Raw genomic sequence first — 20,149 nt, forward strand, 5'->3', positions numbered from 1 at the left:
TCTCAACGGAAAAGTCGACTGCAAATGAATAATTGGTGCGCTACTGAACAGCTGCGGGAGAAAACATGATGGACGATCTGGAGCAGAATTTGCTGTTTCGCTACATGGGAACCCACAGCCCATGGTGGCGCTTGTCAGCTGACAGCAACGCTCTGCACCTTGCCGCCAGTGAAAATGCCGATGTCACTCAGGTGATTGCGCTGGACGACGATCAGGCCGATCTCATCCGTCATTTAACCGTTATTACCTCCAGCATTTCCATGACGCTCTCGTTATTTGGGGAAGATGTCCCGGTTCACCTTGTGGGCCGTAAAATTACCCGTAATGAGTGGGCCGGTACGGCTTCCGCCTGGAACGATACGCCCTCCGTGGCGCGCGACCTGGCTCAGGGACTCTCTTTTGCGGAACAGGTGGTGTCAGAGGCTAACTCCGTGATTGTTATTCTCGATCAGAACGGCAATATTCAGCGTTTTAACCGATTGAGCGAAGAGTATACCGGCCTCAAAGAGCAAGAAGTGATTGGCCAGAACGTGTTTAAGCTCTTTATGAGCCGCAGCGAAGCGGCTGCCTCAAAACGCAATATTACCGGTTTCTTCCGCAACGGCAGCTCCTACGAAGTCGAACGCTGGATCAAAACGCGTAAAGGGCAACGACTGTTTCTGTTCAGAAACAAATTCGTTCACAGCGGCAGCGGTAAAAATGAAATTTTCCTTATCTGTTCCGGTACTGATATTACCGAGGAACGCCGCGCTCAGGAGCGGCTGCGCGTGCTGGCCAATACCGATACCATCACCGGCTTACCAAACCGCAATGCAATCCACGACCTGATCTCTGACGCCATCAGTCACCGCGGCGACACGCAGGTTGGCGTGGTGTATCTCGACCTGGATAACTTTAAAAAGGTCAACGACGCTTACGGGCATATGTTTGGCGATCAGCTGTTACAGGCTGTCGCGCTCGCCATTTTGAGCTGTCTTGATGAGGGACAGGTGCTGGCACGACTTGGCGGAGATGAGTTTATCGTCATGGCCACCCATACCTCTCAGGGCTCTCTGGAAGCGATGGCGTCGCGCATTTTAACCCGCCTGCGCCAGCCGTTCCGAATCGGCCTGATCGAAATTTACACCGGCTGTTCCCTGGGCATCGCCCTCGCCCCGCAGCACGGTAACGACCGGGAAAGCGTCATTCGTAACGCCGATACCGCCATGTACACCGCTAAAGAGAACGGCCGGGGCAAGTTCTGCGTCTTCTCGCCCGAGATGAACCAGCGCGTGTTTGAGTATCTCTGGCTGGATACCAACCTGCGTAAGGCGCTGGATAACGACCAGCTCCTGATCCACTACCAGCCTAAAATCACCTGGCGCGGCGAGGTCAGAAGTCTTGAAGCGTTGGTCCGCTGGCAATCGCCCGAACGCGGGTTGATCCCACCGCTGGAGTTTATCTCTTATGCCGAGGAGTCAGGGTTGATTGTGCCGCTGGGCCGCTGGGTGATGCTGGATGTGGTTCGCCAGGTGGCGAAATGGCGCGATAAGGGAATTAACCTGCGCGTGGCCGTGAACGTCTCTGCGCGTCAGCTGGCCGACCAGACTATCTTTAGCGACTTAAAGCAGGCGCTGAAGGATCTGAATTTTGAATACTGCCCGGTCGACGTTGAATTAACCGAAAGCTGTCTCATCGAGAACGAAGAGCTGGCGCTCTCCGTGATCCAGCAGTTCAGCAGGCTGGGGGCGCAAATTCATCTCGACGATTTTGGTACCGGCTACTCCTCCCTTTCTCAGCTGGCCCGCTTCCCTATTGACGCCATAAAACTCGATCAATCGTTCGTCAGGGATATTCATAAGCAGTCCATCTCCCAGTCTCTGGTGCGCGCCATCGTCGCGGTGGCGCAGGCGTTAAACCTGCAGGTGATTGCCGAAGGGGTCGAAAATGCAAAAGAAGACGCCTTTCTGACCAAGAACGGCGTCAACGAACGGCAGGGTTTTCTGTTTGCTAAGCCGATGCCCGCTGCCGCATTCGAGCGATGGCTAAAACGATATCAGGCGCGAAAACAGCATTAACTGGCTTTACGCAACCCCGCCGCGTGATGGCGGTTTTGCAGCATCACCAGACGCTCCATGTAGGCGATATCTTTCGGTTCCAGGCAGAAAGCCGCGTCAACCCAGTCTTCCGTGATGTCCATCAATTCACTGCGCGGCAATTGCAGAACGCGCGTACGGGCGCGCAGCATCGCTCTTACGCCATTCAGTTTTGGCCGTAGCGTGTCGATGAAGGTTCGTGTGGAGACATAGCTTTGTCCGGGTTCAAACAGGAGATCCACCAGGCCATGCTGTTCGTACCATTCCGCCGTATGGGATTCCCCCTTGTAGATGAGTTCTTCAGCCAGCTTCATTCCTGAACGGCGAGCTACCAGGGAATATCCCCCCATGCCCGGGAACAGGTTGAAAGCAATCTCGGGAAAACCTAAACGTGCATCGCGCTGCGCCAGAACGAAATGGTGCGCAAGAGCGGCCTCAAACCCGCCCCCTAACGCGCTGCCTTCGACCATGGCCAGCGAGATGGCCCCCGTATCAAACCCCCGGGAGGCCGCATGCACGCAATCGACACAGGCGCGCGCATAGGCCCGTAACGCTTCACGTCGACCGTGCTGAATGCACTCGACGAAAAACTGCAGGTCACCGCCCACATTGTACATCTCAGGCACCAGCGATCCGGTCACCCAAAAATCGACCGCAAAACCAGACTGGCGGACGAGCCATGAAAGGTTCATGATCTCCTCTATTAACGCATGGTTGAAGCAAGGACGTGGCTGAGCCCGCAACATCATCCAGACTGTATGTCGCTCTGCCTCGTAATAGCCTGACAGCTGGGTGAACCGTTCAGTATCGGTAAACAGTGTGCAGGTAGGCTGATTGATAACTGTCATAGTCTAATTCCTCTTATAAAAAAGCGCGTTGCGCGCAGTTTTAGACTAATCCACTCAATAAGCCCGCAGCATGAGGGGGAATAATTTTATCACTTCCGTTTATGTAATTTGGTTATTGCATTTTTTCCCTTCTCTTTTGAAGCCAATTTCTGCATCATTGAAAATATTAACTTTTCGCGCCTGGGGTGAGATTATGTCAACTATTGACGCACAAGCTGTAGCACAACGAATTGATACCGTGCTGGATATCCTGGTGGCGGGCGATTATCACTCTGCTATCCGTAATCTTGAGATCCTGAAGTCTGAACTTCTTGCTCAGAATGGCGCTGACGATGCGCCCGAAAACAGACAGCCAAAAGCGCCGTGGGAAGTTTAACCCCCACCGTTTCCGACCTCGTTTCGCTTTATTAAATGGATGCTATGAATTCCCGACAACAACTCATTTTGCAGATGGTCATCGATCAGGGACGCGTAAGCGTAGTCGATCTCGCTAAAACCACTGGCGTTTCTGAAGTCACCATCCGTCAGGATCTTAATCTGCTGGAAAAACAGAGCTACCTGCGTCGCGCGCACGGCTATGCGGTCCCGCTGGACAGTGATGACGTTGAGACGCGCATGATGAACAACTACGCGCTCAAACGTGAACTGGCGGAATTTGCTGCGTCCCTGGTGAACAACGGCGAGACCGTCTTTATTGAAAACGGCAGCAGTAATGCCCTTCTGGCGCGAACGCTTGCCGATCAAAAAGACGTTACCATTATCACCGTCAGCAGCTATATCGCGCATTTACTTAAAGAGACGCGCTGCGAGGTGATTCTGCTGGGCGGCATCTATCAGAAAAAAAGTGAAAGCATGGTTGGCCCGCTGACCCGTCAGTACGTCCAGCAGGTTCATTTCAGTAAGGCCTTTATCGGGATTGACGGCTGGCAGCCGGAGACAGGCTTTACCGGCCGGGATATGATGCGCTCTGACGTGGTGAATGCCGTACTGGAAAAAGAGTGCGAAGCCATTGTGCTCACCGACAGCTCTAAATTTGGTGCCGTTCACCCTTACACGATGGGTCCCGCTTCACGCTTTAGCCGCGTGATTACCGATGACCGTTTGAGCGAAGCGCATCGCAATAAACTCGAAGAGAGCGGTTTGATCGTCAATATTATTAAAGCCAGCGCCTGATTTCCCTCCGCGCCCGTATTTCGGGCGCACATGTCTTTCTCTGAGATGATTCTTAACCCTGCTTTAAGAGTTTTTACCTGTTTAACCTGCCCTAAAGTCGTAAAATTACTATTAGCGATATAACAGGAAGTGACTATCACCTGCGTGATGAAGTAACGCCTGCGCGACCAGCTTTCACGGGGAAAAGAATTAAGTATTCGATTAGTCTATACTTAACGTGTACATCTTTCCGTGAATCGATAATTCAGGAGAAAGTATTATGACCTTAACCAGCAAAAAATTAGCCGCCGCTGTTCTGGCAATCACTGTCGCTATGTCCCTGAGCGCATGCTCTAACTGGTCTAAACGTGACCGTAACACCGCGATTGGTGCCGGTGCCGGTGCTCTCGGTGGTGCAGTATTAACGGATGGTAGTACGCTGGGTACATTAGGTGGCGCTGCTGTCGGTGGTATTATCGGTCACCAGGTTGGCAAATAACTATTATCTAAGCCTTCCTCGATATTGCGATATTTAAACGCATTTCAGGTCTGACATACGCACGTATATAACACGAGCCACGGCAATTGCCGTGGCTCATTTATTTTAGCCGCCTGCCAGTTTGACTTTCATGCCTTTGGCTTCGAGCAGTGATTTAATTAAATCACGTTTATCACCCTGGATTTCGATAATGCCGTCCTTCACGGCCCCGCCGCATCCACATTTCTTTTTCAGCTCGGCAGCCAGCTTTGTCAGTTCAGCATCATCCAGATCAATACCGGAAATAAGGCAGACCCCTTTCCCCTTACGTCCGCTGGTCTGACGCTGAATGCGCACGATACCGTCCCCCTTAGGACGTTCCACTTTCGTTTTCGGTTCATCGATACGCCCGCTCTCGGTTGAGTAGACCAGACGGCTGTTGGAATCGGTCATTACGCCCCCTTTTTCAGCGATGCGTTGATAGCCTTAAGCGTCTCTGCCGGGTTTGCAGACTGCGTCACCGGACGCCCGATAACCATATAGTCAACGCCCGCCGCCAGCGCCTGCTCAGGCGTCATGATGCGACGCTGATCGCCCACGTCGCTGCCCGCAGGACGGATCCCCGGCGTAACGAGTTTAAAATCCTGGCCCAGCGCTGATTTGAAACGTACCGCTTCCTGCGCGGAGCAGACTACGCCATCCAGGCCGCACTGCTGCGTCAGACGCGCGAGACGTTCGGCATGTTCCGCAGGTGACAACGTCACGCCAAGGTCGCGTAAATCATTTTCGTCCATACTGGTCAGCACGGTGACGGCGATAAGCAGCGGCGCGTCGTTACCGAACGGCAGGAGCGCCTCACGGGCAGCGGTCATCATTCTTGCCCCACCCGACGCATGGACGTTGACCATCCATACGCCCAGCTCGGCGGCTGCAGCAACGGCGTGGGCCGTGGTGTTCGGAATATCATGGAATTTGAGGTCGAGGAAAACGTCAAAGCCGCGCTGTTGCAGATCGCGAACGATTTGCGGTCCAAACAGCGTGAACATCTCTTTGCCAACTTTCAGGCGGCAATCGCGAGGGTCGATACCGTCGACGAACGCCAGTGCAGCGTCACGCTTATTGTAATCAAGCGCAACAACAACAGGAGAATCCGTAATTACGCGGGAAGTGGAGGATGTAACAGACGTCATGACCAGCCCTTTTCGTCTATGGGCGCGCAGCGGCGCGGAACAGATAAACGGCCAGCATTCTACCTGCCGACGCCGCAAATTGACAGAATCCATTTATCTGCCTGCCAGGCCGGCAAACCGCACGGTGCTCAGAAAACGTTAAATACCATCAGCATGTTGTAACTAAAATAAAGGCTTTTAAAAAATTACTGCCCGTCCAGGCCGCGGATGGGCTTGATGGTGGACCAGGCCCGGCAGGACGGACAATGCCAGTAGAGCGTGTAGGCGGTAAAACCACACTTCTGGCAACGGTAGCGCGGTTTGCTGCGCACCTGCTCGCCAACCATGTCGCGCAGCACCATCAGGCTCTCTTTCGCGCGCCCTTCTTCCGCATCGTTCAGGTGGTAATCCATCAGCTTATGGAAGACCCGCATGGTCGGATGACGCTGAAGCTGTCGGGTGATATAGACCTGCGCGGTGTCGCCCCCCTCATACTGCTCAACAACGTCAGCAAGCATCAGTTCCGCGGTTGCGCCGGTATTCTCTTCCACGCAGCGACGCAGAAATGCCACCCACTCTTCCCGCTTGTCCAGCTGTTGATAGCAGGTTTGCAGCATTTCCAGCGTTTCACTGACCAGCTCTTTGTCCTGGTCGATAACCCGCAGCAGGCTTTCAACGGCTTTGGCGTAGTCGCCATTCGCCATAAAAACGCGCCCCATCATGATGGAGATACGGGCGCTGTTGCGGTCCGCGGCGGCACCTTTCTTCAGCAACGCCATGGCTTTGTCCATGTCGTCATTGCCCATCTGCTGAAGGGCAAGCTCACAGTAGAAATGGGCGATCTCAACGCGCTGCTTATCTTTACCCAGCTTTACCAGACGTTCAGCCGTATCAATGGCTTTCTGCCAGTCGCTGGTGGCCTGATATATCTGCAGGAGCTGCTGCAGCGCGCCGATGCGGAAATCTGTTTCATCCACCAACTGTGCGAACATATCTTCCGCGCGATCGTACAGCCCCGCAGCCATGTAATCTCGTCCCAACTGCTGTACGGCCAGCAGTCGTTGATCGTAGGTCAGCGAGGCGCTTTCCATCAGGGTCTGGTGAATACGAATGGCGCGGTCAACCTCGCCGCGCGAGCGGAACAGGTTCCCCAGGGTAAGATGGGCTTCAACGGTCCCCGTGTCCTCTTTCAGCATGTCGAGGAACAGGTCTACCGCTTTGTCCTGCTGATTGCTCAGGAGGAAGTTCACCCCCGCAACGTAGTCGCGGGAGAGCCGGTTGGCCTCATCCTGTTTTGTTTGTTGCGCACTTCTGCGGCCCATATACCAGCCATAGGCTGCGGCGACAGGCAAAAGCAGAAACAACAACTCCAGCATCGTCGATTATTCCTTCACGACCGGCACGCCAGAGCTTTCCGGCATGTCGGACGCAGGCGCAATGTGATGTTCGAGTCGTTTGATTTTACGTTCAGCGCGCGCAAGCGAAACACGGACTTTTAACCAGAACAAACCGCAAACCAGCCAGCCAATGGCAAAGCCTGCAGCAAATAAGACCGCGAGCAGGCTCGACACGCGATACTCGCCCTGTGCCAGCAGATAGTTAAACGTCACCTGCTGATCGTTTTGTGCACCCAATGTGACTGAAATGACAAAAATCGCCAATACCAGTAAGAAAATGAGTAAATATTTCACATTACTTCCCGTTATGTGGTTCAAGCGAATAAAGTATGTTCAACTTACCGCAATCAGCCTTATAAACTACCATTTTAGTGACGGGCGCGAAACGGAAAAAGTGACGCGCCAGTCATGGATCTATGGGCAAAATGCGCAATATCAACCTTCAGGCGTCCGTTTGGTCCCTTTCGGCTATTTCTTCTTTCTCTTCCGGCGGTGGCGTTAGCGGGCCGCAGAATCGTTCAGCCAGCCAGGTCGCCAGCATCACCAGCATCCACGAGATGAGCGTGGCGACGACCAGGTCCCGTGGCCAGTGCATCCCCAGCAGTAAGCGGCTGCCCATCACTCCCGTCGCCCAGACCAGTAAAATCACGATGGTGACCGTTCGACGTCTAGGCCAAAGCAGCCCAACCCCCAGCAGCGCCCAGCTGGCGGCAAACATGGTATGGCCAGAAGGAAACGCGAACCCGGTCTCTTTCTGCCAGTGTTTTCGCAAGAATTTCGGGATATCCTGCTGTTCCGCAAGCTGTTCTTTGACCAGCGCGCCGCGATCTTTACGCTTTAAAGTGTAGAACTCATCCACCGGAACATGGTGCGTTTTTTCCAGCCAGACGACAAAAGGACGCGGCTCCTGAACGCGATCTTTCACCCAGGATTTTACGCCCTGACCGATAAGGATAGCGCCACCGAGGATCGCAAAGAGCATTAGCGCCGCGCGCAGACGAAAGCGCAGGCACCACAGAAACCAGGCGCACAGGAGGACGTGGGTGATAATTCCCCAGGGCTGGGTGACCGTTTCCGTAATCCAGTATAACGTTTTCAGCCACGTGGCGTTCTGCCCGGGCTGCCACATCCACCCTGAAAGCCATACGGCCAAAGGCATAATCAGTAAAATGGCCGCACCTGCTGCCGTACGTCTGGCGATTGAATGCATGTCTTCTCCTTTTTGCTAAGCGCCACAATCATAACTGAAATTTGTTCGCTGGGTGGAGATGTCGGATCGTGCTTTTAACGGTCATATCGCATGGTGCCCATTAGGCGAACCTGCTGAGCTTGTGGCAAAATAAACTGATACAGAAAGCAAAACAGGGCACAGGCACGAAACGTGTCAGCCTACTCTGGAGAATCACATGCAGCTTAAACGTGTGGCAGAAGCCAAACTGCCAACCCCATGGGGCGATTTCCTGATGGTGGGTTTTGAAGAACTGGCAACCGGACAGGATCATGTCGCACTGGTGTATGGCGACATTTCAGGGCAGACGCCGGTGCTGTCCCGCGTCCATTCAGAGTGTCTCACCGGCGACGCGCTGTTCAGCCTGCGCTGTGATTGCGGTTTCCAGCTGGAAGCGGCCCTTTCTCACATTGCTGAAGAAGGCCGCGGCGTGCTGCTTTATCACCGTCAGGAAGGGCGTAACATTGGTTTGCTGAATAAAATCCGCGCCTACGCGCTTCAGGACCAGGGCTACGATACGGTTGAAGCCAACCATCAGCTCGGTTTTGCCGCTGACGAACGTGATTTCACCTTATGCGCCGATATGTTCAAGCTGCTGGGCGTAGACGAAGTTCGTCTGCTGACCAATAACCCGAAAAAAGTGGAAATCCTGACCGAAGCCGGGATCAACATCGTAGAACGTGTACCGCTGATTGTCGGCCGTAACCCGAAAAACGCCCACTACCTTGATACCAAAGCCGCCAAAATGGGCCATCTGCTGAAAGAGTGATGCTACCTGAAATTGATGACAAACCCTGTTATCGACAACTTAGCCGTTTTTTGCCGGGTGTCGCTGCGCTTACCCGGCCTACTATAATTTGTAGGCCCGTGCAAGCGTAGCGCCGCCGGGCGAAACGTACATCAAGCACTTTGTCAGCAGTCTGAGCCCGGCATGCGTGCCGGGCTCGTTTCATCAATCCAGCATCTTACGAATCACGTAATGTAAAATGCCGTCGTTCTGGTAGTAGGTCAGCTCGGTTGCCGTGTCAATACGGCACCGACAATCCAGCACCTCGGTTTTCCCGTCTGCCCGCGTTAACGTTACCGGCACCGTTTTACCCGGCTGCAGGTTTTGCAGGCCGCTAATATCAATCTGCTCTTCCCCGGTCAGACCCAGCGTTTTACGCGTCACGCCCTGCGGGAACTCAAGCGGCAGGATCCCCATGCCGATCAGATTCGAACGGTGAATACGTTCGAACGATTCGGCAATGACCACCCGAACGCCAAGCAGGCGCGGGCCTTTCGCCGCCCAGTCGCGGCTGGAGCCGGAACCGTACTCTTTCCCGGCAATCACCGCCAGCGGCGTCCCTTCCTGTTGGTATTTGACCGCCGCATCATAAATCGACACGACTTCCGTCCCCGGCAGATGGCGCGTCATGCCCCCTTCCACGCCCGGCACCATTTCGTTACGAATGCGGATGTTGGCAAAGGTCCCGCGCATCATGACTTCATGGTTACCGCGGCGCGAACCGTAGGAGTTAAAATCGCGGCGTTCGACACCCCGGCTTTGCAGGTAACGGCCTGCCGGGCTATCGGCTTTGATGCTCCCCGCCGGAGAGATATGATCCGTCGTGACGGAATCCCCCAGCATGGCCAGGATACGCGCGCCATGGATATCCTTAAGCGGCGCCGGCTCGGCCTGCATCTCATCAAAGAACGGCGACAGACGAATATAGGTCGAGTCATCCTGCCAGCCATAGGTATCCGAACCTGCAACGTTGATGGCTTTCCATTCCGGCGTGCCTTCAAAGACTTCCGCGTACTCTTTGCGGAACATCTCGGTAGAGACCTTCTCAACGGCCAGCGCGATTTCACGTGAAGAAGGCCAGATATCTTTCAGATAGACAGGATCATTCTTACGATCGTGACCAATCGGATCGGTCACCAGGTTGATATTCATGTTCCCGGCTAGGGCATAAGCCACCACCAGCGGCGGCGAAGCAAGCCAGTTGGTTTTCACCAGCGGGTGAATGCGCCCTTCAAAGTTTCGGTTACCTGAAAGGACGGCGCCGACCGTCAGGTCACCCTGCTTGATCGCCGTTTCGATAGGTTCAGGCAGTGGCCCGGAATTACCAATACAGGTCGTACAGCCGTAGCCCACGAGATTAAAGCCCAGCTCGTCCAGGTACGACGTCAGTTTGGCCTGAGCCAGGTAATCCGACACCACTTTGGATCCCGGTGCCAGCGAGGCCTTAACCCACGGTTGAGGTTTTAGCCCAAGCTCTACCGCTTTCTTAGCCAGCAGACCGGCCGCCATTAATACGCTGGGGTTGGAAGTATTGGTGCAGGAGGTGATGGCGGCAATCACAACCGCGCCGTCCGGAAGCTGATACTGATGTCCGTTCAGAACATAGTCGACGGGACGATGGTCTTTCTGCGCCACGTTCACTTCAAGGGCATTGCTGTCGGCAAACGCTTTTGGCACGTCGGTCAGCGCAACCCTGTCCTGCGGGCGTTTCGGCCCCGCGAGGCTCGCTTCGACGCTTCCCATATCGAGTTCAAGCGTGCTGGTGAAAACAGGCTCATCGCCCGGATTGCGCCACATGCCCTGCGCTTTGGTGTACGCTTCCACCAGCGCGACCTGCTCTTCGCTGCGGCCGCTGAGGCGCATGTACTCCAGCGTGACGTCGTCAATGGGGAAAAAGCCGCAGGTGGCACCGTATTCCGGCGCCATATTGGCAATGGTGGCGCGGTCGGCCAGCGGCAGTGAATCCAGTCCGTCACCGTAGAATTCGACAAACTTGCCTACCACACCATGCTTGCGCAGCATCTGGGTGACGGTCAGCACCAGGTCGGTGGCGGTAATGCCTTCAGAGAGCTTTCCGGTCAGCTTGAAGCCCACCACATCCGGAATAAGCATGGATACCGGCTGGCCGAGCATGGCGGCTTCCGCTTCAATACCGCCGACGCCCCAGCCCAGCACGCCCAGACCGTTGATCATGGTGGTATGTGAATCCGTGCCCACCAGCGTGTCCGGATAAGCCACCCACTCTTTATCCTGCAATTCGCTCCAGACGGCTTTACCTAGATATTCAAGGTTTACCTGGTGACAAATGCCGGTGCCTGGCGGTACCACGCTAAATCGGCTGAACGCCTGCTGTCCCCACTTCAGGAAGACGTAGCGCTCGTGGTTACGCTCCATCTCGAGACGAACGTTTTCACCAAAGGCATCGTCATCACCGAAGTGGTCAACGGTCACGGAGTGGTCAATGACGAGGTCAACGGGGGAAAGCGGGTTAACCTTTGCCGTATCTCCGCCGAGACGCTTCACGGCTTCGCGCATCGCGGCTAAATCAACCACGGCCGGAACACCGGTAAAGTCCTGCATCAGCACCCTTGCCGGGCGGTAGGCGATTTCTCTGTCGGCATGGGCCTTCTCAAGCCACCCTGCCAGCGCCTGTATATCATCGAGCGTGACGGATTCACCGTCCTGCCAGCGCAAGAGATTTTCAAGTAAAACTTTCAAGGACTTGGGTAAACGCGAAGTGTCCCCAAGCGTTCTGGCAGCCAGCGGCAGGCTGTAGTAATGCCAGGTTTTATTTTCTGCCTGTAATGTGTCCTTACTGGCTTCGCGTAGGGTTAACGACATAAGCTCCTCCTTAATCACAGAGATGTCCCGACAATCATCAGGGCTGTAATTAAAGATAACACAAAGATGTCGTAACGTTTTGATAACAACCCAAATTGATAAATTTCGGATTGGTCCACAAGGGGGAAACAAAAAACCCCGCCGTAGCGAGGTTTTACAATTTAGTGGAGCGCCAGCCAGATGAGCTGACTCCAGAACAGAATCGACACGGTAAAAACGCCGATCCACGACCAGTATTTGTGAGACGTCATGTTATTCATCATAGGGACACCAGGCATTATTTATAAAAATTCCGAGGTTGTTCCTCAGTGCTATATTGCTGATGTGTATTTATTAAAGAGTACAAAAGTGCAGAGTCGATATTCAGACTATTTGCATCATTACGCAATAAACTAAATTATTGTTTTTTGGGTTCGTCTTCTGCGAACACATCAATAAACGCTTGCTGCTGCGGCGTCAGTTTCCAGGACGCAGGTACAACAGTTGCAGGTGCTTTACGCCCTCTGTGGCCGTTGTCACGATGCTGACACATCTGTTTTACCGAAGCGGTACGTACCGTCACTGCCATATTTAACCCCAATATCTCCAGGCCAGGAGAGCAACAGCCACCCAAAACAAGGCGGAGACGAGAAAGACCGCCAGCCAGGCTTTACGCTTGAGCGCAGGATCCCTTTGCGGTTCTTCACTTCCTGAAGGCATTGCTAACCTCATACAATCGACATCGCTTATCATTTAGGACCAAACAATTGGTACAATTAATCATCTGTTGAGATAAATCCTAAAGAAACTTTAGCCGAAAAGCCAGTGAATTTACGCACCGGGAGGTATGAAATATTCAATCTTTTGACCAGAAATAAATTATTGAAAAGAAAAATTTGCGGAGGCGTAAATTAGTTTCTACTTTTGTCGCCAATTCACGACATTAAAACCTTACAAAGCAAATGGCTAATGACATTATATGGCAGGGAAAGCAGATGATGATAATTCTAATTTAGCTTTGAGGCGTTATTTCGGTATCTTTCCCTGGGGGAAAGATACCGGGTGTGATTATTTTTCGGGGAGTTTGATGTCTTTAAACATCTCTTCAATATCTTCATTTGAGCGTAATGCCACGGCGGTATCCACCACGTCACGCGTTAAATGAGGGGCAAAGCGCTGAATAAAATCATACATATAGCTGCGCAGGAAGGTGCTGCGGCGGAACCCAATTTTTGTGGTGCTATGGCTGAAAACGTCGTGCGCATCAAGACGCACCAGGTCAGGGTCTGACACCGGATCGACCGCCATGCTGGCGATGACGCCCACGCCCAATCCAAGCCGGACATAGGTCTTAATCACGTCGGCATCGGTCGCGGTAAAGACAATGCGCGGCGTTAACCCTGCCCGGTTAAATGCCGTATCAAGCTCGGACCGGCCGGTAAAGCCAAACGTATAGGTCACCAGAGGATACTGGGCCAACTCTTCGATAGTGACCGACCCTTTACCCGCCAGGGGATGATCGGGGGTCACCACAATAGAGCGGTTCCAGTGGTAGCACGGGAGCATCACCAGATCGTCATACAGGTGAAGCGCTTCGGTGGCGATGGCAAAGTCTGCATTCCCCTTAGAGACGGCTTCAGCGATTTGCGTTGGCGAGCCCTGGTGCATATGCAACGAGACGCGAGGATAACGCTCGATAAAGCCTTTGATCACGCCGGGTAGCGCATAGCGCGCCTGAGTATGCGTCGTAGCAATATACAGCGAGCCTTTATCCGGCCAGGTATGCTCCCCCGCCACAGACTTGATCGCATCGACTTTAGAGAGGACTTCACGCGCAATGCGGATGATTTCCTGCCCTGCAGGCGTCACCTGAGTGAGATGCTTACCGCTGCGGGCGAAGATCTGAATGCCTAACTCATCCTCCAGCATACGAACTTGTTTGCTGATGCCCGGTTGCGAGGTATATAGCCCCTCGGCGGTAGAAGAGACGTTAAGGTTATGATTCACCACCTCAACGATATAACGAAGCTGCTGTAATTTCATGCCAGACCATCCGATTTAGCGCATGCGGTCATTCGCTTAAGACGATTTAATAATAAGAAACAGGTTAACTATAACCACTATATCATTTATAGCCTGACTGTATAGTACGGAACAAAAAATAATAACAAGGTAATAAAAAAGGGCCGGAAATCCGGCCCTTTTACAGGTAAGTTACGGTTAGGAAAGATTATTTCTTGCCTTCAACCCATTTGCCATCGACAAAGAAGGCTGACCATCCGGTCGCTTTACCCTCTTTCTCTGCCGCAACATACTGCTGCTTAGTTTTACGGCTAAAACGCACCACGGTTTTGTTGCCTTCCGGATCCTGCTGCGGCGCATCGGCCAGATAACGCAGTTTCTCCGGCAGACGATCGCGGAAGCGATATAGCTCTTCCACCAGCGGCGCGCGGGTTTCGCGCGATTTCGGGAAGGTGTTGGCGGCCAGGAAGACACCTGCCGCGCCGTCACGCAGCACGAAGTACGCGTCGGATTTCTCACACGGCAGCTCCGGCAGCGGAACCGGATCTTCCTTCGGCGGGGCCACTTCACCGTTACGCAGAATTTTGCGCGTGTTTTTACATTCGTCGTTGGTACAGGCCATGTACTTACCGAAACGCCCCATTTTCAGGTGCATTTCAGAACCACACTTCTCGCACTCCACAATCGGGCCGTCATAGCCTTTAATGCGGAACTCGCCCTCTTCAATCTCATACCCGTCACACGTTGGGTTATTACCGCACACGTGCAGCTTGCGTTTTGGATCGATCAGGTAGCTGTCCATTGCCGTGCCGCATTTTTTGCAGCGGCGCTTGGCACGCAGAGCGTTCGTTTCCGCATCGTCACCTTCCAGCACGTTGAGAACTTCGTTCTCCGGCACCAGGTTGATGGTGGTTTTGCAGCGCTCTTTTGGCGACAGCGCATAGCCGGAGCAGCCCAGGAACACGCCCGTGGTGGCAGTACGGATCCCCATCTTGCGGCCACAGGTTGGGCAGTCGATGCTGGTCAGTACCATCTGATTAGGCAGCATGCCGCCCTCTTCAGGGTCTTTCTCCGCCTTTTCAAGCTGGTCGGTGAAATCGCTGAAGAAGCTGTCGAGGACCTTTTTCCATTCCGCCTGGTGGCTGGCAACCTGGTCGAGACTGTCTTCCATTTGCGCGGTGAAATCGTAGTTCATCAGCTCGCGGAAGTTGGCTTCCAGACGATCGGTGACGATCTCACCCATTTTTTCCGCATAGAAACGACGGTTTTCAACACGGACGTAACCGCGATCCTGAATCGTCGAGATAATTGACGCGTAGGTCGACGGACGGCCAATACCGCGTTTTTCCAGCTCTTTTACCAGAGATGCTTCACTGAAGCGTGCCGGTGGCTTGGTGAAGTGCTGAGCCGGGATCAGCTCAACCAGAGACAGTTCATCACCTTTGTTCACCGCAGGCAGCGTTCGGTCTTCATCACCTTTACGCAGCGCAGGCATCACTTTTGTCCAGCCGTCGAAACGCAGAATACGACCGCGCGCCTTGAGACGGAAATCACCCGCGCCAACGGTCAGCGTGGTGGAGTCGTACTGGGCCGGGGTCATCTGGCACGCCACGAACTGACGCCAGATCAGCTGATACAGCTTCTGCGCGTCGGCTTCCATATCTTTCAGCGATTCAGCCAGCACGGAGACATCAGAAGGACGAATCGCTTCGTGCGCTTCCTGAGAATTCTCTTTACTGGCGAACTGGTTAGCGCTTTCCGGCAGGTATTTCTTACCGAAGTTGTCGCTGATGTAGCCACGCACCATGTTGACCGCGTCCTGACTCAGGTTGGTTGAGTCGGTACGCATGTAGGTGATGTAACCTGCTTCATACAAGCGCTGGGCCATCATCATGGTCTTCTTCACGCCGTAACCCAGACGGGTGCTCGCCGCCTGTTGCAGGGTGGAGGTGATAAACGGCGCACCAGGCTTGCTGCTGGTCGGCTTGTCTTCACGTTCCAGCACCTGATAGCGTGCCTTTTCCAGCAGCGCCACGGCGGCCATGGTCTGGTCGCGGTTTTCCGGGCGGAAAGGCTTATCGTTCTGGTGGCTTACCTGCAGCGGCAGAGCGTCACCGCCCGGCGTGGTCACACTGGCATCGACTTCCCAGAACTCTTCCGGCACGAAGGCTTTAATTTCGCGCTCGCGCTCAACGACCAGACGCACGGCGACGGATTGCACACGACCTGCGGACAGGCCACGGGCAATCTTTTTCCACAGCAGTGGAGAAACCATGTAGCCCACAACGCGGTCCATAAAGCGACGCGCCTGCTGGGCGTTAACACGGTCGATGTTTAGCTCGCCCGGCTTCTCAAACGCCTGACGAATCGCATTCTTCGTAATTTCGTTAAACACTACGCGGCTGTAGCGTTTGTCATCACCCCCGATCACTTCCCGCAGGTGCCACGCAATGGCTTCCCCTTCGCGGTCAAGGTCGGTTGCGAGATAGATGTGGTCTGCTTTTTCAGCCAGCTGCTTCAGCTCGTTAACGACTTTTTCTTTCCCTGGAAGCACTTCATATTGTGCATCCCAGTTATGCCATGGGTTAACACCCATGCGGTTGACAAGCGCGCTACGTTCATCCTTTTTAGGCTTTTTAGCCCCTTTGGTGGAGGTAGAGTCTGCGCTCTTTTTGCTGGCTGAGCCACTGGTCGGCAAATCGCGGATATGACCAACGCTGGACTTAACCACGTAGTCATTACCCAGATACTTATTGATCGTTTTGGCTTTTGCCGGGGACTCAACGATGACGAGAGCTTTACCCATATTCACCTTTACCTAATTTAATTCTTCCAGGAATACGCCGCACGTTGATTTCCCTTCCGCTGACGACGAGCCAATGATATTGCGACTGCGTCAGGAGATATCAACCCCTTTGTCTTACCGGGCGTTAAAGAAAAGACGCCCAGGTGATTGAGTTCTCGGGTATTTTTCTCACATCTCGTGTAATTCGTGACGAATTCCCGGTTGAATGTCAAGCAATTCTGTTGCCAGAATGACGAAAGCGCACACTCTACCTGATAAAATTCGTTACGCAACTTTATTAGCATGCAAAAGCAAATCCTGCCAGCCAGGCCCCTGCACCTTATCCCCTCACATTACAGGGAAAATTTGCCCCCAAAGCGCCCTCGGCGTAGACTATTGTCACTGTTTAAGGAGTGGATTATGCAGAATACGACCCAACCTATTGACCGAGCCTCTCTGCTTATCGAAGCAAACAAGCTTATTCGTGACCATGAAGATACGCTGGCAGGCATTGAAGCCACCGGCGTAGAGCAGCGAAATGGCGTGCTGGTTTTCAGCGGCGAATACTTCCTTGATGAACAGGGCTTACCGACCCCGAAAAGCACCGCCGTGTTTAACATGTTTAAATACCTGGCACATACGCTTTCCGAGAAATATCACCTGGTCGATTAACGCAAAACGCGAGGCATAAGCCTCGCGTTTTTGTTTACAGCAGCGGTTTTTGTCCACGCTGTAGCCAGCGGAGCAGCAGGCGGTCCGCGCTTTCTGCCGCACTGTTGGTAAAGCGGTCAAGGAGTCGCTTGCGCTGGGCAAAGCGGACGCCCACCAGTTCCCGGCCTTCCATCAGGTTGAGCAGCAGATCGTCGCTGGTTCCGACTTCATCCACCAGCCCTTTCTCCTGCGCCTGAACGCCGTACCAGTGCTCACCCGTTGCGACCTGCTCAATGTCCAGCGTCGGGCGCATACGGTGCACAAAGTCTTTAAAGAGATGATGCGTTTCGTTGAGATCCTCACGGAATTTTTGGCGCCCTTCTTCCGTGTTTTCCCCCAGCAGCGTCAGGGTGCGTTTGTACTGACCCGCGGTGTGAAGCTCGATATCAATCTCTTTATTTTTCAGGAAGCGGTTAAAGTTCGGGATTTGTGCGACCACGCCGATCGAGCCGATAATCGAGAACGGTGCGGCCACAATTTTGTCCGCCACGCAGGCCATCATGTAGCCACCACTCGCTGCCACTTTATCTACGGCCACGGTCAGCGGGATCTGTTTTTCACGCAGGCGCTGCAGCTGAGAGGCCGCCAGGCCGTAGCCGTGCACCACGCCTCCCGGGCTTTCAAGACGAACAACGACCTGATCCTGCGGCGTCGCCACGGCCAGCACGGCAGTGACCTCTTCGCGCAAAGACGCGACTTCATGCGCATCCATGCTGCCTTTAAAATCGAGCACGTAAACCCGTGGCGTGACCTTATCCTGTGGCGTATTGAGCTTCGCCTTTGCCTTTGCCGCTTTGGCTTCCTGCTTATGCTTTTTCTTCTGCGCTTTGAGCCACAGCTTCTGTTGATGACTATCAAGCAGGGCCAGAGACATCTCTTCCTGCATCTCTTTATACTGCTCGCTCAGGCGGGTGATGCGTAACTCCCCACGCTGACGCTTGCGCTGCGTCAGGTTGACAATCAGAACGGCAACCACCGCAATGGCAATCACCACCGTCGCGATTTTCGCCAAAAACAACCCATATTGAGAAAGTAATTCCACGCGTTCCACCTTGATTTAACCACGAATCTTTCACGGCAGTGTACAACACCCCTGCCCATGCGTCTCGCTCGTGACACTACCTCTGCGAGGCGCCTTCAGGAATCCCCGGTCTGGCGTTTAAATATTTGCAAATTGTTAATTTTACAGCAATGCGTCCTGTAGACTGATTGAATTATCAGGCGAATTCGGGCATAAAGCCGAAAAGTCACAAAAGAAGGCGTGTTTAAGTCACCGTGCGCCGAGGAGTCACCTTGCATTATCAACCGCAAAAAAATCTGCTGCAGAACCGCATCATTCTTGTCACTGGGGCCAGCGACGGGATTGGCCGTGAAGCGGCGCTGACCTACGCTGAGTATGGCGCGAGCGTCATCCTGACCGGCCGCAACGAAGAAAAACTTAAAGGGGTGGCGCAGGAGATTGAAGCCGCAGGTGGGATTCCTGCTCGCTGGTACACGCTCGATCTGCTCACCTGCACGCCCGCGTCATGTCAGGAGCTTGCTCACCGCATCAGCACCCATTACCCGCGCCTGGACGGCGTACTGCATAATGCCGGCTTGCTTGGCGAAGTTCGCCCGATGGATGAACAGGATCCCGAGATCTGGCAGGAGGTCATGCAGGTCAACGTCAACGGGACGTTTTTCCTGACCCAGGCACTCCTTCCTTTATTACTCAAATCGGATTCGGGTTCACTGGTGTTCACCTCCTCCAGCGTAGGCCGTGAGGGGCGCGCAAACTGGGGTGCCTATGCCGTGTCAAAATTCGCGACCGAAGGCATGATGCAGGTGCTGGCAGAGGAGTACCAAAGCCGCCATCTGCGCGTAAACTGCATTAACCCGGGCGGTACGCGCACAAAAATGCGCGCCAGCGCCTTCCCGACGGAAGACCCGCAGAAGCTGAAAACGCCGGCAGACATTATGCCGCTCTATCTCTGGCTGATGGGCGACGACAGCCGCCGCAAAACCGGGATGACCTTTGACGCCCAGCCGGGCCGTAAACCAGGAATCTCGCAATGAGTGAAGAACGTCATCAGCAGCGCCAGCAGCGTCTGAAGGAACAGGTTGATGCGCGCGTCGCGGCCGCTCAGGACGAGCGCGGGATCGTCATCGTCTTTACCGGCAACGGCAAAGGGAAAACCACGGCCGCATTCGGCACGGCGACACGCGCCGTCGGCCACGGTCAGAAGGTCGGCGTTATCCAGTTTATTAAAGGTGAGTGGCCTAACGGCGAGCGTAATCTGCTTGAGCCTCACGGCGTTGAGTTCCAGGTGATGGCGACCGGCTTTACGTGGGACACTCAGAACCCCGAAACCGATACCGCAGCCTGTCTGGCCGTCTGGGAGCACGCCAAAAGAATGCTGGCCGATCCCTCACTCAACCTGGTTCTGCTGGATGAGATCACCTATATGGTCGCCTACGACTATTTGCCGCTGGACACCGTGCTTAATGCCCTGAAAAACCGTCCCGCCCATCAGACGGTCATCATCACGGGGCGCGGGTGTCATCGGGATATTCTGGAGCTGGCAGATACCGTCAGCGAGCTGCGTCCGGTTAAACATGCGTTTGATGCGGGCATCAAAGCGCAAATAGGGATTGATTACTAAAGAATAAAGCCCGGTATCTTCACCGGGCTTTTACA

At 54.0% G+C, this 20,149-nt stretch carries 21 protein-coding genes; 8 read left to right on the top strand and 13 right to left on the bottom strand.

Features of this window, described 5'->3' with window-relative positions; genetic code table 11:
- The first annotated feature begins 65 nt into the window (after positions 1–65).
- Positions 66–2,057, top strand: a complete 1,992-nt coding sequence (gene pdeR, locus C6A40_RS10165) for a cyclic di-GMP phosphodiesterase (protein ID WP_021240293.1) — start codon at positions 66–68, stop codon at positions 2,055–2,057.
- On the opposite strand, the gene C6A40_RS10170 is transcribed toward pdeR, so the two are convergent.
- The gene (locus C6A40_RS10170; protein ID WP_008501218.1) at positions 2,054–2,923 is read right to left on the bottom strand and encodes a crotonase/enoyl-CoA hydratase family protein; all 870 of its coding nucleotides are present in this window, start codon (positions 2,921–2,923) and stop codon (positions 2,054–2,056) included. The genes pdeR and C6A40_RS10170 overlap by 4 nt on opposite strands.
- Before the next feature lie 193 nt (positions 2,924–3,116).
- On the opposite strand from C6A40_RS10170, the gene C6A40_RS10175 reads away from it, so the two are divergent.
- From C6A40_RS10175 to osmB, 3 genes are all read left to right on the top strand, one after another.
- Positions 3,117–3,299: a YciZ family protein gene (locus C6A40_RS10175; RefSeq protein ID WP_021240294.1), complete on the top strand. Its 183-nt coding sequence runs from the start codon at positions 3,117–3,119 to the stop codon at positions 3,297–3,299.
- Between the two features lie 44 nt (positions 3,300–3,343).
- On the top strand, positions 3,344–4,096 hold the full coding sequence (yciT, locus tag C6A40_RS10180) for a DNA-binding transcriptional regulator YciT (RefSeq protein ID WP_021240295.1): 753 nt from the start codon (positions 3,344–3,346) through the stop codon (positions 4,094–4,096).
- Between the two features lie 259 nt (positions 4,097–4,355).
- On the top strand, positions 4,356–4,574 hold the full coding sequence (gene osmB, locus C6A40_RS10185) for an osmotically-inducible lipoprotein OsmB (protein WP_008501216.1): 219 nt from the start codon (positions 4,356–4,358) through the stop codon (positions 4,572–4,574).
- Positions 4,575–4,679: 105 nt separating this feature from the next.
- Here the strand turns inward: osmB and yciH are convergent, their stop codons facing one another.
- From yciH to pgpB, 5 genes are all read right to left on the bottom strand, one after another.
- Positions 4,680–5,006, bottom strand: coding sequence for a stress response translation initiation inhibitor YciH (gene yciH, locus C6A40_RS10190; protein WP_008501215.1), 327 nt, complete (start codon positions 5,004–5,006; stop codon positions 4,680–4,682).
- On the bottom strand, positions 5,006–5,743 hold the full coding sequence (gene pyrF / locus C6A40_RS10195; RefSeq protein ID WP_008501214.1) for an orotidine-5'-phosphate decarboxylase: 738 nt from the start codon (positions 5,741–5,743) through the stop codon (positions 5,006–5,008). The genes yciH and pyrF overlap by 1 nt, the downstream gene beginning before the upstream one ends.
- A 185-nt stretch (positions 5,744–5,928) precedes the next feature.
- Positions 5,929–7,098, bottom strand: a complete 1,170-nt coding sequence (gene lapB / locus C6A40_RS10200; protein WP_023617208.1) for a lipopolysaccharide assembly protein LapB — start codon at positions 7,096–7,098, stop codon at positions 5,929–5,931.
- A 6-nt stretch (positions 7,099–7,104) separates the two neighbouring features.
- Positions 7,105–7,413, bottom strand: a complete 309-nt coding sequence (locus C6A40_RS10205) for a LapA family protein (protein WP_008501212.1) — start codon at positions 7,411–7,413, stop codon at positions 7,105–7,107.
- A 148-nt stretch (positions 7,414–7,561) separates the two neighbouring features.
- Complete coding sequence (gene pgpB, locus C6A40_RS10215; RefSeq protein ID WP_021240298.1) at positions 7,562–8,329, bottom strand: phosphatidylglycerophosphatase B; 768 nt, start codon at positions 8,327–8,329, stop codon at positions 7,562–7,564.
- A gap of 196 nt (positions 8,330–8,525) precedes the next feature.
- Here pgpB and ribA point away from each other — a divergent pair, with 196 nt between their 5' ends.
- Complete coding sequence (ribA, locus tag C6A40_RS10220; RefSeq protein WP_008501210.1) at positions 8,526–9,116, top strand: GTP cyclohydrolase II; 591 nt, start codon at positions 8,526–8,528, stop codon at positions 9,114–9,116.
- Positions 9,117–9,299: 183 nt separating this feature from the next.
- Here the strand turns inward: ribA and acnA are convergent, their stop codons facing one another.
- The 6 genes from acnA to topA form a co-directional block, all read right to left on the bottom strand.
- Positions 9,300–11,975 carry an aconitate hydratase AcnA gene (gene acnA / locus C6A40_RS10225; protein ID WP_114191275.1) on the bottom strand — a complete coding sequence of 892 codons (2,676 nt, stop codon included), beginning with the start codon at positions 11,973–11,975 and terminating at the stop codon, positions 9,300–9,302.
- Between the two features lie 161 nt (positions 11,976–12,136).
- Positions 12,137–12,235 (bottom strand): small membrane protein YmiC, encoded by a 99-nt coding sequence (ymiC, locus tag C6A40_RS25260; RefSeq protein WP_032623144.1) that lies wholly within the window; start codon positions 12,233–12,235, stop codon positions 12,137–12,139.
- A 137-nt stretch (positions 12,236–12,372) separates the two neighbouring features.
- Entirely contained in the window at positions 12,373–12,543 is a 171-nt protein-coding gene (locus C6A40_RS25100; protein WP_021240301.1) for a hypothetical protein, read from the bottom strand.
- Between the two features lie 2 nt (positions 12,544–12,545).
- Positions 12,546–12,686 (bottom strand): YmiA family putative membrane protein, encoded by a 141-nt coding sequence (locus tag C6A40_RS10230; RefSeq protein ID WP_213374860.1) that lies wholly within the window; start codon positions 12,684–12,686, stop codon positions 12,546–12,548.
- Between the two features lie 336 nt (positions 12,687–13,022).
- Entirely contained in the window at positions 13,023–13,997 is a 975-nt protein-coding gene (cysB, locus tag C6A40_RS10235) for an HTH-type transcriptional regulator CysB (protein WP_008502814.1), read from the bottom strand.
- A 187-nt stretch (positions 13,998–14,184) separates the two neighbouring features.
- Positions 14,185–16,782, bottom strand: coding sequence for a type I DNA topoisomerase (gene topA / locus C6A40_RS10240; protein WP_023292242.1), 2,598 nt, complete (start codon positions 16,780–16,782; stop codon positions 14,185–14,187).
- Positions 16,783–17,181: 399 nt separating this feature from the next.
- Between topA and C6A40_RS10245 the strand changes: the two genes are divergently transcribed.
- The gene (locus tag C6A40_RS10245; RefSeq protein WP_003856804.1) at positions 17,182–17,433 is read left to right on the top strand and encodes a YciN family protein; all 252 of its coding nucleotides are present in this window, start codon (positions 17,182–17,184) and stop codon (positions 17,431–17,433) included.
- Between the two features lie 34 nt (positions 17,434–17,467).
- Here C6A40_RS10245 and sohB read toward each other — a convergent pair whose 3' ends face one another.
- A complete protein-coding gene (gene sohB / locus C6A40_RS10250; RefSeq protein WP_008502812.1) occupies positions 17,468–18,514 on the bottom strand; it encodes a protease SohB in 1,047 nt (348 codons plus the stop codon).
- A gap of 251 nt (positions 18,515–18,765) precedes the next feature.
- Here sohB and C6A40_RS10255 point away from each other — a divergent pair, with 251 nt between their 5' ends.
- The gene (locus tag C6A40_RS10255) at positions 18,766–19,527 is read left to right on the top strand and encodes a YciK family oxidoreductase (protein ID WP_008502811.1); all 762 of its coding nucleotides are present in this window, start codon (positions 18,766–18,768) and stop codon (positions 19,525–19,527) included.
- A complete protein-coding gene (gene cobO / locus C6A40_RS10260; RefSeq protein ID WP_045334890.1) occupies positions 19,524–20,114 on the top strand; it encodes a cob(I)yrinic acid a,c-diamide adenosyltransferase in 591 nt (196 codons plus the stop codon). Before C6A40_RS10255 ends, cobO begins: the two co-directional genes overlap by 4 nt.
- Positions 20,115–20,149: the final 35 nt, after the last annotated feature.

Source organism: Enterobacter sp. GER_MD16_1505_Eko_090 (genome assembly GCF_003331015.1).
In the GTDB taxonomy this organism is placed as follows: domain Bacteria; phylum Pseudomonadota; class Gammaproteobacteria; order Enterobacterales; family Enterobacteriaceae; genus Enterobacter; species Enterobacter roggenkampii.

Bases quoted from the DNA above. Each gene is read 5' to 3' on its own strand.
- pdeR (WP_021240293.1), top strand. From the start codon at position 66: ATGATGGACGATCTGGAGCAGAATTTGCTGTTTCGCTACATGGGAACC.
- C6A40_RS10170 (WP_008501218.1), bottom strand. From the start codon at position 2,923: ATGACAGTTATCAATCAGCCTACCTGCACACTGTTTACCGATACTGAA.
- C6A40_RS10175 (WP_021240294.1), top strand. From the start codon at position 3,117: ATGTCAACTATTGACGCACAAGCTGTAGCACAACGAATTGATACCGTG.
- yciT (WP_021240295.1), top strand. From the start codon at position 3,344: ATGAATTCCCGACAACAACTCATTTTGCAGATGGTCATCGATCAGGGA.
- osmB (WP_008501216.1), top strand. From the start codon at position 4,356: ATGACCTTAACCAGCAAAAAATTAGCCGCCGCTGTTCTGGCAATCACT.
- yciH (WP_008501215.1), bottom strand. From the start codon at position 5,006: ATGACCGATTCCAACAGCCGTCTGGTCTACTCAACCGAGAGCGGGCGT.
- pyrF (WP_008501214.1), bottom strand. From the start codon at position 5,743: ATGACGTCTGTTACATCCTCCACTTCCCGCGTAATTACGGATTCTCCT.
- lapB (WP_023617208.1), bottom strand. From the start codon at position 7,098: ATGCTGGAGTTGTTGTTTCTGCTTTTGCCTGTCGCCGCAGCCTATGGC.
- pgpB (WP_021240298.1), bottom strand. From the start codon at position 8,329: ATGCATTCAATCGCCAGACGTACGGCAGCAGGTGCGGCCATTTTACTG.
- ribA (WP_008501210.1), top strand. From the start codon at position 8,526: ATGCAGCTTAAACGTGTGGCAGAAGCCAAACTGCCAACCCCATGGGGC.
- acnA (WP_114191275.1), bottom strand. From the start codon at position 11,975: ATGTCGTTAACCCTACGCGAAGCCAGTAAGGACACATTACAGGCAGAA.
- ymiC (WP_032623144.1), bottom strand. From the start codon at position 12,235: ATGAATAACATGACGTCTCACAAATACTGGTCGTGGATCGGCGTTTTT.
- C6A40_RS25100 (WP_021240301.1), bottom strand. From the start codon at position 12,543: ATGGCAGTGACGGTACGTACCGCTTCGGTAAAACAGATGTGTCAGCAT.
- C6A40_RS10230 (WP_213374860.1), bottom strand. From the start codon at position 12,686: ATGAGGTTAGCAATGCCTTCAGGAAGTGAAGAACCGCAAAGGGATCCT.
- cysB (WP_008502814.1), bottom strand. From the start codon at position 13,997: ATGAAATTACAGCAGCTTCGTTATATCGTTGAGGTGGTGAATCATAAC.
- topA (WP_023292242.1), bottom strand. From the start codon at position 16,782: ATGGGTAAAGCTCTCGTCATCGTTGAGTCCCCGGCAAAAGCCAAAACG.
- C6A40_RS10245 (WP_003856804.1), top strand. From the start codon at position 17,182: ATGCAGAATACGACCCAACCTATTGACCGAGCCTCTCTGCTTATCGAA.
- cobO (WP_045334890.1), top strand. From the start codon at position 19,524: ATGAGTGAAGAACGTCATCAGCAGCGCCAGCAGCGTCTGAAGGAACAG.